Below are 16,057 nucleotides of genomic sequence, written 5' to 3'. Positions count from 1 at the left end.
CCAAAGAGTGTGTTCTTGATGATGCTATTTTCTCATATCCACACCACGCCCTCAGACTTACTGAGCACCCAGCGTATTGGCGCACTTCCCCGTTTGTTCCAGCTCGGTGATATTGCCCAGTGTCGTCAGAGCGATGTTTTCCATGGCGTTTCGGGTAAAGAACGCTTGGTGGCCGGTAATCACTACGTTGGGGAAGGTCAGCAATCGGGCGAACACGTCGTCCTGTATTACCTGGTTAGACAGGTCTTCGAAAAACAGATCGTCCTCCTCCTCGTACACATCCAGCCCAAGATAACCAATATGGCCCGACTTCAGGCTTTGGATGATGGCACTGGTGTCCAGAAGGGCGCCCCGGCTGGTGTTGATCAGCATGACACCCGCTTTCATTTTGGCCACCGCGTCGGCGTCAATCAGATGATGGGTTTCGGGCGTTAACGGGCAATGCAGGGTGACAATATCAGCGGTGCGGATCAGTGTATCCAGATCGACATACTCGGCCCCTAGCTGCCGAGCCGTTGGGTTAGGTGACGAGTCGTTGCACAGCACCCGGCAATCAAAGCCGCGCATGATCCTCACCACTTCCAGGCCGATCCGGCCGGTGCCGATAACGCCAACGGTTCGGCCACGCAAATCGAAGCCGAGCAATCCATCCAGCGAGAAATTGCCGTCCCGAATACGGTGGTAGGCACGGTGAATCTGGCGGTTGAGCGTTAGAATCAGGGCCGCGGTGTGTTCAGCAACGGCGTAGGGCGAGTAGGCGGGTACGCGCACCACGTCGATCCCCAACGTTTGTGCGGCTTGCAGGTCCACGTTGTTGAAGCCCGCACAGCGCAACGCCACCACACGGGTGCCACCGGCCGCCAATTGGCTCAGTACACCGGCACTCACATCGTCGTTCACAAACGCGCACACGACGTCAAAACCGTTGGCGAGGGCGGCGGTGGCTTCGCTTAGGCGGGGTTCGAAAAACACCAGTTCGTGTGGGCACGCACCCGTGTTGGCCAGTGTAAGAAACTTTTCGTCGTACGGTTTGGTACTGAACACCGCCACCTTCATGACTGTTTACCTCTTTCTGCCAAAGCCGGCAGGCAGAGCGACCGGCCTCAGGAGCGAAGCTGATCCGGGCGCCTGCCCTTCCTTTACAGTGTAGTTCAGCCCTGCACCGGCACGACCGAAGGTCAGTCGGTACTTACCACTCCAGCTGTGCCCCGGTCTGGTACTCAATCACCCGTGTCTCAAAGAAGTTCTTTTCTTTGCGCATGGTGGCTTGTTCGTCCAGCCAGGGTGAGACGTTTTTCGCCCCCGGGAACGGTTCTTCCAGCCCTACTGTGCGGGCGCGGCGGTTGGCGACAAAGCGGAACTGTTCGGTGTGGTATTCCGCGGAGTAGCCCAGGATGGGGTCGCGCAGGATGTAGTTGGCATAGTCGCGTTCGGCGGCTTCGGATTCGTCCCACATCTCACGTACGGCTTTGGGGTCGAAGCTGATGTTTTCTTCTTCCAGTATCTGGTTTACCACTTTCAGGCCGAAGGCGAAGTGCATAGCTTCGTCGCGCAGTATGTACTGGAACTGCTCGCCGGTGCCACGCATCAGGCCCCGGCGCTGCAAGGCGAAGATGGGGCTGAAGCCGTTGTAGAACCAGCAACCTTCAAACACGGCCGCAAAGAACAGGTACGACATGATGAATTCTTGCAGGTCGTCTTTGTTGCGCAGGTTGATGTCAGGGCGCATGGCGGCGTCCAGCCGGCGGTTGGCCATCTGGATTTTGGCGTTAATCTGCGGCACCACGCGGTAGCGGTTGTAGATTTCGCTCTGGTCCAGGTTCAGGGTTTCAATGCAGTGCTGGTAGGTCCAGGTGTGCAGAGCTTCTTCATATACCTGGCGCGCCTGATATATCTGCAATTCCGGCGCGGTCATTTTCTCCATCACCGCTAGGCCAATGTTGCGCATGGCCAGTATGTCGGAGGTGGTCAGGTAAGCCACCACGTTTTCGAACACGTGCTTTTCCGCCGGGTTCAGGCGGTGGTGGTAGTCGTGAACGTCCTGCGCCATGTTCACGTCCAGCGGGGTCCAGTGGTTTTTGTTGGCGTTCATAAAGAACTCCCAAGCCCACGGGTATTTGAAGGGGGCCAGCTGGTTTACGTCGGTTTCGCCGTTGATCACGCGTTTGTCGTCAACGTTTACCGGCGCCACGCTGCTGTCTGCAGCGGTCGTGCTTTTTGGTTTGGTTTCGTCGTCCCAATTCAGCATGGTTGTGCCTCTCAATTAAAGTAAGTGGTTACTGACATGCTTCGCAGTCGGGTTCATCAATGCTGCATACCTGCGGCTGTGGCGCGGCAACTGGCGCGGCTTGTTCGTTCACGCCGGTGGCACCCAAGGAACGCAGGTAGTAAGTGGTTTTCAGACCACGTTCCCACGCCAGCTGGTACAGCTCGTCCAGTTTTTTCCCGCTGGGTTCGGCCATATACAGGTTCAGGCTCTGCGCCTGATCCAGCCATTTCTGGCGGCGAGAGGCCGCTTCTACCAACCATCGGGCGTCGATCTCGAACGCGGTGGCGTAGCGGGATTTCAGTTCCGTGGGTATGCGCTCAATTTGCTGCACGCTGCCATCGAAGTATTTGAGGTCGTTCACCATCACGTTGTCCCACAGGCCTTCGGCCTTGAGGTCGCGCACCAGTGAAGGATTGACCACGGTGAACTCACCGGAGAGGTTCGATTTCACAAACAGGTTTTGGTACGCCGGCTCGATGGATTGCGACACACCCACGATGTTGGAGATGGTGGCGGTAGGGGCGATGGCCATCACGTTGCTGTTGCGCATGCCGTGCTTGGCGATGAGTTCGCGCACCGGGCCCCAGTCCAGGCGGCTGTCGGTGTTCACGCTGATATCGCCTTCCCGGCGCGCGCTTTTCAACAGTTCGATGGAGTCGATGGGCAGTATGCCCTGGCTCCACAAGGAACCTTCGTAGCTTTCATAGGCGCCCCGCTCTGCTGCCAGCTCAGCGGATGCACGGATCGCGAAGTAGCTCAGCTGTTCCATGGCCACATCGGCGAATTCCACCGCCTGCGGGCTGGTGTACGGCAGGCCCAGAGCATATAACGCGTCCTGGAAGCCCATCAGGCCGAGGCCCACCGGGCGATGCTTCAGGTTGGAATTGCGCGCTTGGGGCACAGCGTAGAAATTGATGTCGATTACGTTATCGAGCATGCGCACGGCGGTGTTTACAGTGCGCTCCAGGCGCTGCACATCCAGTTCACCGTTGGCGATGTGGGCCGCCAGATTCACCGAGCCCAGATTACAGACCGCGATTTCGTCGGCGCTGGTGTTCAGGGTGATTTCCGTACACAGGTTGGAGCTGTGAACCACGCCTTTGTGCTGCTGCGGCGAGCGCAGGTTGCAGGGGTCTTTGAAGGTGATCCATGGGTGGCCGGTCTCAAACAACACAGTCAGCATTTTGCGCCACAGCTGTTTGGCCGGAATGGTCTTGAACAGTTCGATCTTGCCTTTGGCAGCCAACGCTTCGTAGTACTCGTAACGCTCGCGGAATTCGTTGCCGTACAGGTCATGCAGATCGGGTGCGTCGCTGGGGCTGAAAAGCGTCCAGTCACGGTCCTGGCGCATACGCTCAATCAGCAGATCCGGCACCCAGTTGGCGGTGTTCATGTCGTGGGTGCGGCGGCGTTCGTCACCGGTGTTTTTACGCAGCTCCAGAAACTCTTCGATATCCAGGTGCCAGCTTTCCAGATAGGCACACACGGCGCCTTTGCGCTTGCCGCCTTGGTTTACGGCTACAGCGGTGTCGTTGACCACTTTCAGGAACGGCACTACGCCCTGGCTTTGGCCATTGGTGCCTTTGATACGGGAGCCCAGTGCACGCACCGGAGTCCAGTCGTTGCCCAAACCGCCAGCCCACTTGGAGAGCATGGCGTTGTCACGGATGGCGCCGTAGATATCTTCCAGATCGTCGCCCACGGTGGTGAGGTAGCAAGACGACAGCTGGGAATGGCGGGTGCCGCTGTTGAACAGCGTCGGTGTGGACGCCATGTAGTCGAACGAGGACAACAGGTTGTAGAACTCGATGGCTCGGCTGTTGGGGTCGTCTTCACGCAGAGCCAGGCCCATGGCCACACGCATGAAGAAGACCTGTGGCAACTCCAGACGGTCGCCTTTCCAGTGCAGGAAGTAACGGTCGTACAAAGTTTGCAGACCAAGGAAACCAAACTGCTGGTCACGCTCGGGCGTGATTGCCGCACCCAGCCGTTCAAGATCAAACGCGGCCATAGCTTCATCCAGCAACTCGTAACGAATACCGGCGTGAATGAAAGCGCTCAGAGCCTGTGGATAAACGTCGGCAAGGCTCAGGCTAATATCAAGATTCAGTGCGGTGACGCTTTCAAGGCGCAGCTGTTCCAGCAACAAACGCGCGGTGACCGCGCTGTAGTCTGGCTCGCGCTCGATGCGGCCACGGGCGGTCATGATCAGGGCGCTCAGGACTTCGGCTTCGTCGATGCCGTTGTAGAGGTTGCGAATAGCCTCTTCCACCAACGAATCGCCTTCAATGCCTTCCAGCCCTTCGGAGGCCTGTTCGACCTGGCGTTTCATCAAGCCCAGATCCAGCGGCACGGTGCGGCCACTGGCTTGTTTAACGGTGAGATGGGGGTGCGCTTCCACCGGTTCGTGCTGGGCGCGCTCACGGGCGTGTTCTTCACGGTATAGGACGTAGGCGCGTGCCACTTTCTGTTCTTCGGCGCGCATCAGGGCCAGCTCAACCTGATCCTGAATGTCTTCGATATGAACCCGGCCACCGGCTTTCAGGCGGCGACTGATCGCCTGCACAACCTGTTCGGTCACACGGTGGACGGCGTCGTTGATCCGGGCAGATCCTGCAGCCTGATCGCCTTCAACGGCCAGAAAGGCTTTGGTAACGGCTACGCTGATTTTAGATGGGGTGAAACTGACCAGATTGCCGTTGCGCTTGATAACCTGCAGGGCTTCTGTGTCGGATGGTAAGGCGGGCCGAGGTTCGGCCAGGGCTGTAGCAGACATACCGTTATCTCCTGAATACGCGTGAGTTCCAAAACCTTCGCGTACGCAGGACGAACAGAGCATCAACCCACTAGGACTGTGCTTTGCCTTGTTCGTTACCGCTCACCTTATGGAGCCAAATGCAGGCGCCTGAGTCGCGAAGGTGAAGTCGAGCTGTTTTCTTTGTGGCGATAGAAAACAACACGTCTCTGGCAGGTCTTCGGACTCAGGGGCATGAACCTGTCGGTTCTGCCTTGTGTGGCGACTTCCCGGCGGTTGCCAGTGTCGTTATGCCACGCTCGTTCCCCAATACCGCTGCGCGTCAGTTCCGGATTCTCACCGGATTCCCGGCTACCTTTTGAACGATGTGTTTGAATTCTGCTCAAAACACAACATCTGGTAGCTAGCCAGAGACAACACAACTATATACACGAACTCTAAGAGAAACAAGATGGCGGGCGTTTTACCCTTTAAGGAGCAGGAAAGCCCCGTAACCGAAGCGATTGTTCGCTGGTGACGGCCGCTGGTACCTCACCGCGCTCAGCCAAACGGTGATAGGCGGCATCAAAATCTGCCCGAAGCGTTTCTGCTCTGGATGTAGCCACCGAGAACAACCACGCGCCTTTTCGGGTACGAATTTCGGATTCCTGAACCAGAAAATCCGAGGAATTCGAGAACACTTCACGGACCGGATCACGGTAATCCAGCAGGTAATCCCCTCGGCCACGTTTGAGCATATCAATGGCCGAGCGGTGACCGGGTGCATCGGTAATGCGGATGTCGTCCTGCCGCTCAAACCATGAGCGAAGGCCGCCATAAGTGAAGCCATTAATCATAATCACGACCTTGCCCCGAAAGTCGTCCATGTGGGTAATCGGGGCGTGATCTTCGAGATGCCAAGCACTCAGGACAACCGAGACCAGACTGATCTCACTGTCAATCACAGCACCTTGCAGGGCTGGAACGCCCGTCAAAGCCAGTGCAAAATCAATGCTGCCATTTTTCAGGTAGAGATTCGCTCGACTGACCGGAAGGTACAGGAACTCCAACTTGTAGCCGGCCTCTTTAGCCACTTTGCGCGTTACATCCACCATGTCGCCTTCAGGCTCCCCCAGTGCGTTCTGATAGGTCACCGGCGGGAACTCCATATAAGCCACACGCAGGGTATCGGAGTCCCGATCGGTGTGCTGAACGTGATCTGCCTGCACGGGGCCGATAACCACACTGAGACCAAGCCCACTCAAAAACACACAAATGAAGCGGAATAATGCTCTGGGCATGCGAAGACTAAGGTGCATAACACCCCTCTGGAATCTCTTTAACGATAGCGAAGAGTAACAGATCGAAAGATTGTCTGTGCAACGCAATACTCACTCTGGATCAGAAAGCATGGGTGACCATGTACAACCCTACGCCGCCCATCACGAGCGTATACGGGAAGGCCATAATCACCATCTTGCCGTAGGATAAACGCACCAGAGGTGCGATGGCCGACGTCAGCAGGAATAGGAACGCCGCCTGACCATTGGGGGTGGCAACACTCGGCAGATTGGTCCCGGTGTTGATCGCCACCGCCAGCGTCTGGAAGTGTTCGTAACTGATGCTGCCGCTATCCAACGCCTGCTTCACCTCACTGATGTACACCGTGGCGACAAAGACGTTGTCGCTGATCATCGACAGGATGCCGTTCGCCAGGAAGAACATGCCCGGTTGCTGGCTTTCCGGCAGACTGAGCACGTAATCGATAATGGGCTTGAACAGATGCTGCTCATGGATCACCGCGACAACGGCAAAGAACACCACCAACAACGAGGTAAACGGCAGGGATTCCTGGAAGGCTTTGCCGATTTTGTGCTCATCGATCACGCCGGTAAATGAGGTGATAAGAATGATCACCAGCAGGCCGATCAGACCCACCTCTGCAATGTGGAGTGCAAGCCCCAACACCAGAATGACGGCCGCAGCGGCCTGAACCCACAGCGCGGCTTTGTCGGAAGCCGTGCGGCTGGTGCGCTCATTTTCGGCAAACTCTTCCAGCACGCGACGGACGGGTTTCGGCAAACGCCCGCCGTAACCAAACCAGCGCAGTTTCTCCAAGGCCCAGCAGGTGCACAGCCCTGCGACCAGAACCGGCAAGCTGACCGGGGCCATGTGTAAGAAGAAGCCGACAAAGTCCCAACCCACCACTTTGGCAATCAGCAGGTTTTGGGGCTCGCCCACCATTGTCGATACACCACCGAGCGCAGTACCGATAGCCCCGTGCATCAACAGGCTGCGCAGAAAGGCCCGGAAGTTTTCGAGGTCTTCCCGGTGCAACTCGACCACTTCGGCATCGCTGTTGGCGTTGTGTTCTTTATGCTGGTAGCCCTTGCCGGAGGCAACTTTGTGATAAACGGAGTAGAAGCCGACAGCAACGCTGATGATCACTGCGGTGACGGTGAGCGCATCCAGAAACGCCGACAGTATCGCCGCGGCAATACAGAACAGCAGCGAGAGTGCCGATTTGGAACGCACCCCCACCAGTATCTGGGTAAAGGTGACCAGCAACAGCTCTTTCATGAAGTAAATGCCCGCGACCATAAACATCAGCAGCAGAATGACCGGGAAGTTGGTCAGTACTTCGTTATACACCGCATCCGAGCTAGTCAGGCCGATCAGCAACGCTTCCACAGCCAACAGACCACCCGGCAGCAGCGGGTAACACTTGAGCGCCATTGCCAGCGTGAAGATAAACTCACCAATCAATAACCAGCCCGCAACGCCAGGCCCAAATACGGACATGACGATTGGATTGGCTACCAAAAACAGCAAGATGACTTGCTTGTACCAGGTTGGGGCGTTGCCGAGGAAGTTACTTTTAAAGCCGGACACGATGGAGTTGGGCATTGCTTTATTCTTCTTAAAGTGGGCGTTTATAGGTTACGAAATGGCGCCCATACTTGCTTTTATTTTAGTCGGCTTGGTGCGGGCTAAACCTCCGCATGGGCGCCATGCAGAGGTGTTGGAGTCGTCAGATAGCCACAGCCAACGTCACTCCAGTATATTCCGAGACGGTACCTTAAAGTCATTAGACTAAGAAATAAAGCAGGCAGCGCGAAGCTGACGGTCCAGCTCATCGGGTTCCAGCGTGCGGCTGATAATTTCGAGCCGGGATTCATCGGCGGGTTCCGTATCCAGCAGGGTCAGTGCGCCCTCCACGGCATTGAGCATCCACCAGCCATTCGTTGTCTGGACCACCCCTTTAAAACGCTCAAAATCGGCATTACTGGCCAGGCTTTGCAACGCGATCGGATCAAAGACCGTGTCTTTGTGAACTCGCCAGCCCATGCTGGTATAACCATCGCCTTTGTTAAAATACGACTGCCAGGGCTCATCAGCCAGTGACGGTTTTTCGGCCAGAGCTTTGCCGTGGTGATGGTGGTGACTTTCGGGAAACTGTGGGGGCAGTCGATCAGAATCCCCCGCCAGCCATGCCATGGGAAGCTCCCCTCCACTGATCTTTCCGGTAAGTCGCTTTGCCGGTTGCCAGCCACTCGCCCAAGTGTCGAACCGGGCTAACTGTTCGGGTGTGCACAGGTCTGCTTTGCTCGCCACCAACAGTTCCGCCACGGCGACCTGATCGTGGAACTGCCGACTGGCAAGTACACGCTCGTCTTCCAGTCGGCGCGGATCAACCAGGCAAACGGATGTCGAAAGGTGCAAAACATCGGTGTAAAACTCGCCGGTCAGTGTTTCGATCACCTGTGCCGGATGGCCCAATCCCGTTGGCTCGATAAACAAACGGTCCGGACGTGAAAAGCTGATCAGGCTGTTGAGCCCGATCTGCATCGGCAGCCCCGAGACGCAGCACATGCAGCCGCCAGGCACTTCTTTCACTGCCACGCCCTGATTGGACAGAATGGCGCCATCGATACCCACTTCTCCAAACTCGTTGACCAAAACCGCCCAGCGCTCTCCTTCCGGCTTCTGTTTCATGAGGTTGAGAATTGCTGTGGTTTTGCCGGCCCCAAGAAAGCCAAGCACCAAGTGAGTGGGAATACGTGTCCGGATGTCTGCCATGGGTTCGTCGTTCTCTTCTTCCAATCCATTAATGTGTGCGAGTCTAGAGGCTCATTGATCGTCCGCGGGCTCGGTTACTCCCAGACCGGGAACGGATCATTCAGGGTTTGCCAGAAGGCTTTCCCCGCCAACAACTGTTGTTCATCCAAAAGGCACTCGTCCAGCTCGCGAGTCACAGCCGCCTGATCGATATTCTGGCCAATAAAGACCAGCTCCTGGCGCATATCACCGAAGGGCTCAACCCAGGTTTCCATAATTGAGTTACGGTACTCGGAATCCTCCGGCCAATTTTCCTTCGGCACGGCTTTCCAGAACATACCGGCGAATCCGTGCCTCGCCATACCGCCTGCCTGGCTCCAGTGGCCCGCATACTCTGGCCGAGTGGCGAGCCAAAAATAGCCCTTGGAACGTATCAGTTTGCCATTAGAAACGGGTTGATGCAGAAATTCATAAAATTTCGCCGGATGGAACGGACGCCGAGCGCGGTAGACAAAGCTGGAAATGCCATATTCCTCGGTTTCTGGGATGTGTTCGCCCCGCATTTCCTTTAGCCAACCCGGCGCCTGCTGCGCGCGCTCAAAACTGAACCGACCGGTATCCAGCACTTTATCCAGTGGCACCGCGCCCTGCGCAATGGCAACGATCTCTGCCTCTGTATTCAGACTTCCCAGCACGCCCTTAAGTCGCTCCAGTTCTTCTGGAGCAACCAGATCGGTTTTGCTGATCAACAGGATGTCACTGAATTCAACCTGATCCACCAGAAGGTCTGCGACGCTGCGCTCGTCTTCTTCGCCCAGACTTTCCCCCGCTTCCTGCAACGATTGTGCTTCATCAAAGTCCTTGAGGAAATTCATCGCATCCACAACGGTGACCATGGTATCGAGACGGGCGATGTCAGACAGACTGATTCCATCCTCATCCGCGAAAGTAAACGTTTCCGCTACCGGCAGAGGCTCCGAAATCCCCGTGGATTCAATTACCAGGCAATCGAAGCGGCCTTCAGCCGCCAGCTTACGCACCTCTACCAGCAAATCCTCACGCAGTGTGCAGCAAATGCAGCCATTGCTCATTTCGACCAGCTTTTCCTCTGATCGATTCAGGGTGACTTCCTGCTGGACCTGGGCGGCATCAATATTGACCTCGCTCATGTCGTTGACGATCACGGCCACCCGCCGTCCTTCGCGGTTGTTCAGGATGTGGTTCAGAACGGTGGTTTTGCCGGCGCCAAGAAATCCTGACAATACCGTTACCGGAAGGCGCGTATCTTGAAGGTTCATTTTCTGTCTCCGTGTTGCGTTAGCTGTTCCACACTGAACGTTGCTTTACATTAATAATGTTATAACATAACATTTGCAGCTCTTCGGCGATACGCCCTTCAAAGAATCAACAAACCTTCGGCATCCCACACCTGGTGTTTGGTCTTGATGGGTTCTCCTGATGCCTTTATTGCAACGTTATAACATGCCCTGGAGATAATATGACTTTCCCACCTGAACGACTCTCGTCTTCTCGGCGCCCCTTGGCCGCTTCGTTGGCATTGGCTTCAGCCGCACTGCTGTCCGCTTGCGGTGGAAGTGGTAGCAGTTCAGACGACGCCCATACCGAGATAAGCATTGAGACCGACGGGCGCCTCGCCCTGTTTGACTCCGGCGCATCAGCGCTGAAGTTTTTGGACTTGGACGATGCCCAGGTACTGACTTCAGTGAATATCGACGGCAGTTCCCCAAGCCTCTATGCATCACCGGATAATCGGTATGCCATTGCGATTCAACGTGAAGACGATCGAGTGTCGTTTTTTGATAGCGGGCTGTATACCGAAGATCATGGCGACCATCTACACGACTACGCTGAAACACCCAGCGCGCTGTCCCTGACGCTGAATGATCACAAACCGACTCACTACACCGCGGGCGAATCCTACGGTGTGATTTTCTTTGACGGCGGTACCGCTGCCAGCTCAAAAGTGACCGTTTTCTCTGACGCCACTCTGGGAAATAACTCAACCCTCGCCAGCCTTGATCTTGAGAACAACATGCACGGCGTTGCCAAGCTGATCGACGGTCATCTATTCGTGACTTACCGGGACAGCGCTATTACAGACACCACGCTCCCTGCCGCCGTCGAGCGTTACCACCTAGATGGTTCCAGTTTCGAATTCGAAGAGCGTTATGACGAAGCCTGCCCGGATCTTCACGGTGCCGGTTTGAGCGCGCACAGTCTCGGATTTGGTTGCAGTGACGGCGTACTGGTCATCGACCTCCACGAGGCCGGCTACCCTGCAACCAAGCTGGCGAACCCTGAAAGTCTTGACGCCGGAGCGCGCATTGGAGACTTCGCCGCCAATCACGATGTTGAAGAGCTGGTCGGCATTGCCGGCGACCAACTGTTCATTATCGATGGGGAATCAGATACCACGGCTTATCGTGAGCTGACCATCGGCGACGGCGTGGGCCTGATTACACAAGGCTTTACCACACACGGCGAGGTGTTCTATGTGCTCGGTGATGACGGCGACCTGCGACTGTTTGATCCTGCTGATAACTGGGCCCTGCTTAACACGGTTCCGTTAATCGACGCGCCCAGCGACGGCGATACCTTGGCCACAGCCGTCTCAGCAGCCCAGGAGCGCCTGTTCGTGTTACACAACCAAGCCGTTATCGAAGTCGATACGTCCGCCGGCCAAATCGTTCGGACCATCACGCTCGATTTTGAGGCGTCTTCCATTGCGTGGCTGGGGCTAACCGAGGAAGCCCACCATGACGATGATGAACACGATCACTGACGTTCCCACCCACCCTTTATGAACCTCCCAGGGCAGCTCGGTGCAAGCCGGCCTGCCCTGTTGCGTTAACGTTGGAGTATTTATGATTCGCCGTACGATTTCTTTGGCCGCCCTTGCCCTGACACTGCCCGCAACCGGAGCCGTTGCAAACGAATTAAACCCCGATGTCAGCCTGACCCTGGATGGCTATTACAAGCAGAATGACACTGCGCTGTCACACCGGGACCAAGGTTTTGGCCTCGGACATACCGAACTGTCCTTGTCTTCCCCCATCGATGATCTGTTCTCTGGGCGATTGACCGCCGTTTTCGAGGAGCATGATGGCGAGAGTGAGGTGTTGGTTGAAGAAGCTTACCTGCAAACCAACGGTTTGCCCGCAGGGCTCAGTGTTCGCGCAGGTCGTTTCCTTTCTCAGGTGGGCTATCTCAACGGCCGGCACCTGCACGAAGATGATTTTGTCGAGCGCCCCGCCGTCTACCGCGCGCTATTGGGCAGTCATTACTATGATACCGGCCTGCGCCTGAACGCCCTCCTACCTGTGCCGTTTTTCTGGCAAGTCGGCGCAGAAGCATTCGCTGGCAACGAGCTTTCAGAAGGCGACGAAGATATCGGTGTCTATACTTTGAACACTCGGGTCGGCGGTGACCTTTCTATCTCCCAAAGCTGGCAGGCTGGGCTGTCCTATCTGCGCAACCGTCAGACCCATGTCGAGGCCAGCGAAACAGACGATCACCACGACGAAGATCATGACGATGATCACGATCACAGTCACGGTGCCTCCTACACCGGTGAAAATCTCTACATAGCCGATGTCGTTTGGAAATGGTCACCGAACGGCAACAACCGTGAGCAGCAGGTGACGCTCAGCGCAGAATACCTCTATGCCGATGACCTGAACGAATTCGCGACTTCCAATGACTATCACGAAGGCTGGTACGTGTCTGGTGTTCACCAATTTTCACCACAGTGGTCTGCGGGGGTCCGGTATGGCGAGGTGGAGCTGAGTGAAGCCCACGGTGACCACTTCCACAAGCAAGACCTGCAAGAAACAGACGTCATGCTGAGCTGGTCACGTTCCCACTTTTCAACCATCAGGCTTCAATACACGCATCAGTCCGCAACCGGGTTTAGCGATGCGGATAACACCTTGGCGGTACAATATGTGATGTCGCTCGGTGCGCACGGTGCTCATGGTTATTGATATGCGCCACTCACGATGCGTCATTCTCTGTGTGCTGATCGGGCTGGTTTCTTTGCCAGCCCGGGCAGATTTCCATGTATTTGCCTGTGAGCCCGAGTGGGCAGCCCTGACCCGAGCATTGATGCCAGACGCTCACTTCACAACGGCGACAAGCTATCTGCAGGATCCCCATTACATTGAAGCGAGACCAAGCCTGATCGCCGCCATGGGCCGAGCGGATATTGCCATCTGCACGGGGGCATCTCTGGAAGCTGGCTGGTTGCCGACACTGCTTCAGCGGGCAGGCAACGCACAGGTTCAGCCGGGCCGGACCGGTCTGTTTTTTGCCGCAGATCATGCCCAATTGCATGCGCCTCATGATCACGTAGACCGCAGCATGGGGGACGTACACCCGGAGGGAAATCCCCACGTGCATCTATCGCCGGATCAGCTACCCAAGATTGCCGAAGCGCTGGCCAAGCGCCTCGGCGAACTCAGGCCCGAACACTCGGCCGATATTTTTGCTCGTTACATAACGTGGCGCGTGAACTGGAACAGCCACCGGGAACGATGGCGCGAAAGTGCGAAAGCCTTGGAAGGGCACTCCTTTGTCATCCAGCACACCGGCTTCAGCTACCTGTTGAGCTGGCTTGGTGTGGGCTCCACCGTGGATTTGGAACCGAAACCGGGATTGCCACCCAGCGCCAGTCATCTGAGTCAGTTGCTGACCGATCCGGGGCTGGACAAGGCATCGGCGATCCTGATTGCCAGCCACCAGGACCGAAAGCCCGCTGAATGGCTGGTGAAACAGACGAATAAGCCGATTCTTGTGTTACCGGGAACGGTGACCGACGATTCACCAAACGACAATCTGGCCGGGCTGATTTCTACCATTGTGGGCCGCCTCGAATCGAGCATCACAGAGGTGTCTGATGGGAGCCTTTGAGTGGCTGCTTCTGCCGGTATTGGGTAGCGCTCTGCTTTGCCTACTGTTAGTGCCGCTGGGGTATCAGGTGATTGCCCGGGGCGTGATCTTTGCCGATCTCGCGATTGCCCAATGGGCGGCACTGGGCACCCTCGCGGGGCTGTATTTCCTGCCGAACTACACGCTTGCCGGGGCGCCAGTGAGCAGTTTGCTGTTCGCCCTGCTCGCAGCCATGACGGTTCACCTGATCTTCAGGCTGCTCGGCGAAGCAAAAGAGGCCTGGATTGGCCTTCTGTATGTGGTCGGTGCCAGTCTGGCAATACTGCTGGTAAGTGACGACCCCCATGGCGCTCAGGCTCTGCAACGTGCGGCCGCTGGCGATCTGCTATGGGCGAATTGGGAGCTGGTCGTGGCAACAGCGATACTGGCCGCACTTGTCTGGCTACTCAGCTGGAAGTTGTCTGGGTGGCTTTCCAGCGCAGCGTTCATGCCGGTGTTTGCGATCGCAGTGACCTACTCGGTGTCGTTGGCTGGCATCTATGTTGTGTTCGCAACACTGATTATCACCCCGCTGATCGTCGGATCCATCCAAGGTAAATCGCCAATAGCCGCCGCTCTATGTGCGATCGCCGGACACCTGGTCGCCATCGTTGGTTCCGTGATGTTCGATGTACCGGTAGGGCCCGCCATCGTTATAGCGACACTGTTTACCGCGCTGCTTTGGCTTGGCACTAGATCATTGTTTTCAGAAAATGGTCATCACTTGTGATTCAGCAGTGACAAACTCCGATCGACTGACTGCATGCGCCATAACAGACATCTGTTCTCTGAGCTTTTCTTCGAAGCGTGCGGCAGCCGTCTCGGGTATGGCCGCGGCAGTCGGAATATCGGCGGTCAAAGGATCAACCGGGCGACCATTGATGTGCAATTCAAAATGTAGGTGAGGACCTGTGCTTCGCCCGGTATTGCCAGAGAGCGCGACCTTCTGGCCACGCTCCACATGAGCGCCTTTGCGAACCAGTATTTTGTGAAGGTGAAGGTAGCGCGTGGTGTGGGAGCCGCCATGATCAATATCGACATATTTGCCCGCATAGCGATGGTTACCCACCCGCCTGACAATACCCTCTCCTGTGCTGAAAATAGGCGTTCCTATTGGGGTGGCAAGATCCACGCCGTTATGTGGTGACCGCCGCCCTGTTATCGGGTGCAATCGGTTCCGATTAAAAACAGAACTCACTCGGTAGGGCTTGTCGGTGGGCCACCGAAGGAAGGCTGGCGTCACGCTTTCACCGCTTTCATCGTAGTAATTGCCGTCATCGAAACGGAAAGCATTGTAGGTTTTTTTGCCACGAGTGAAGGATACGGCGCCAAGTCGCGTATTTCCCGTTGTTTGCTCGCCCAACATCTCGTGATCAACAATCACAGCATAGGTATCCCCGGCTCGGAGATCTCTGCGAAAGTTCAGCTGATTTCCCAGTAATTGATCGATTAATAGAACCTGGGAACGGGTCAGTCCGGAGCGAAGGGCTGAGTTATAAAAGCTGCCCTCAACCGATCCTCGGAGCACTTCAGAGACCCAGTGGGTATCCGCCTCGAAGGTCTGGTGGACGAATGTTCCATCCGGTTGTTTGCTGTAAACCACCTTCCGGGCAGCATCCAGATGGAGTGTCAGTGCCGAAAAACGGCCCTCATGATCGAAGGTCAGCGCTAGCTTGGTTCCCGGCGTCAAGGTCTCGAGCGACAAGTATTCGGCGTCTGCCTCCATAATTCTGTACAAGTCTTTCACAGACGCGCCGCTGGCATGGAAAATACTGCTCAGGGTGTCACCGGACTGCACCCGACGTTCAAACGTTTCGTGGGTGGCGTGATCTGCTGATGGTTTGACCGGTTCGGCTAACAGTTCGGTGTTATCCAATTTCTCCGAAAGATCATGTTCTTCAATGTCGTGAAAGAACACACTCCCCTGCGTCAACGCACGGGAAGTTTCCATCGGTAGCAAACTGGCAGTAAGAAGAATCACACCTGAAATCGCAAGGGAATATTTACGGATTGGTGTGAACATTGGGGATTTGTTCATTGTCGCAACG

Annotated in this window: 12 protein-coding genes and 1 riboswitch; of the genes, 4 read left to right on the top strand and 8 right to left on the bottom strand. The window is 56.1% G+C overall.

What is annotated here, in order from left to right:
* Positions 1–57 precede the first annotated feature (57 nt).
* The 7 genes from VOI14_RS02220 to zigA all read right to left on the bottom strand — a co-directional run bounded on the left by VOI14_RS02220 (position 58) and on the right by zigA (position 10,360).
* The gene (locus VOI14_RS02220; protein WP_323750400.1) at positions 58–1,056 is read right to left on the bottom strand and encodes a 2-hydroxyacid dehydrogenase; all 999 of its coding nucleotides are present in this window, start codon (positions 1,054–1,056) and stop codon (positions 58–60) included.
* 133 nt (positions 1,057–1,189) lie between these two features.
* On the bottom strand, positions 1,190–2,248 hold the full coding sequence (locus VOI14_RS02215) for a ribonucleotide-diphosphate reductase subunit beta (protein ID WP_323750399.1): 1,059 nt from the start codon (positions 2,246–2,248) through the stop codon (positions 1,190–1,192).
* A 28-nt stretch (positions 2,249–2,276) separates the two neighbouring features.
* On the bottom strand, positions 2,277–5,045 hold the full coding sequence (locus VOI14_RS02210; RefSeq protein ID WP_323750398.1) for a ribonucleoside-diphosphate reductase subunit alpha: 2,769 nt from the start codon (positions 5,043–5,045) through the stop codon (positions 2,277–2,279).
* Between the two features lie 172 nt (positions 5,046–5,217).
* Positions 5,218–5,434, bottom strand: a riboswitch (cobalamin riboswitch).
* 60 nt (positions 5,435–5,494) lie between these two features.
* The gene (locus VOI14_RS02205) at positions 5,495–6,322 is read right to left on the bottom strand and encodes a substrate-binding periplasmic protein (RefSeq protein WP_323750397.1); all 828 of its coding nucleotides are present in this window, start codon (positions 6,320–6,322) and stop codon (positions 5,495–5,497) included.
* Between the two features lie 82 nt (positions 6,323–6,404).
* Positions 6,405–7,910 carry a sodium/proton antiporter NhaB gene (gene nhaB / locus VOI14_RS02200; protein ID WP_323750396.1) on the bottom strand — a complete coding sequence of 502 codons (1,506 nt, stop codon included), beginning with the start codon at positions 7,908–7,910 and terminating at the stop codon, positions 6,405–6,407.
* Positions 7,911–8,096: 186 nt separating this feature from the next.
* Entirely contained in the window at positions 8,097–9,083 is a 987-nt protein-coding gene (locus VOI14_RS02195) for a GTP-binding protein (protein WP_323750395.1), read from the bottom strand.
* Positions 9,084–9,157: 74 nt separating this feature from the next.
* Positions 9,158–10,360, bottom strand: coding sequence for a zinc metallochaperone GTPase ZigA (gene zigA / locus VOI14_RS02190; protein WP_323750394.1), 1,203 nt, complete (start codon positions 10,358–10,360; stop codon positions 9,158–9,160).
* A 200-nt stretch (positions 10,361–10,560) separates the two neighbouring features.
* Here zigA and VOI14_RS02185 point away from each other — a divergent pair, with 200 nt between their 5' ends.
* From VOI14_RS02185 to VOI14_RS02170, 4 genes are all read left to right on the top strand, one after another.
* Positions 10,561–11,865, top strand: coding sequence for a hypothetical protein (locus VOI14_RS02185; protein ID WP_323750393.1), 1,305 nt, complete (start codon positions 10,561–10,563; stop codon positions 11,863–11,865).
* 82 nt (positions 11,866–11,947) lie between these two features.
* A complete protein-coding gene (locus VOI14_RS02180; protein WP_323750392.1) occupies positions 11,948–13,066 on the top strand; it encodes a hypothetical protein in 1,119 nt (372 codons plus the stop codon).
* Between the two features lies 1 nt (position 13,067).
* Positions 13,068–13,991 (top strand): metal ABC transporter substrate-binding protein, encoded by a 924-nt coding sequence (locus VOI14_RS02175; RefSeq protein ID WP_323750391.1) that lies wholly within the window; start codon positions 13,068–13,070, stop codon positions 13,989–13,991.
* Entirely contained in the window at positions 13,978–14,739 is a 762-nt protein-coding gene (locus VOI14_RS02170; protein ID WP_323750390.1) for a metal ABC transporter permease, read from the top strand. Before VOI14_RS02175 ends, VOI14_RS02170 begins: the two co-directional genes overlap by 14 nt.
* Here VOI14_RS02170 and VOI14_RS02165 read toward each other — a convergent pair.
* Entirely contained in the window at positions 14,716–16,047 is a 1,332-nt protein-coding gene (locus tag VOI14_RS02165; protein WP_323750389.1) for a peptidoglycan DD-metalloendopeptidase family protein, read from the bottom strand. The genes VOI14_RS02170 and VOI14_RS02165 overlap by 24 nt on opposite strands.
* Positions 16,048–16,057 lie beyond the last annotated feature (10 nt).

Source organism: Marinobacter sp., assembly GCF_034669625.1.
Taxonomy (GTDB): Bacteria; Pseudomonadota; Gammaproteobacteria; order Pseudomonadales; family Oleiphilaceae; genus Marinobacter.
Note: the sequence above shows the minus strand (reverse complement) of the source record. Positions and strands in the feature narration are given on the sequence as shown.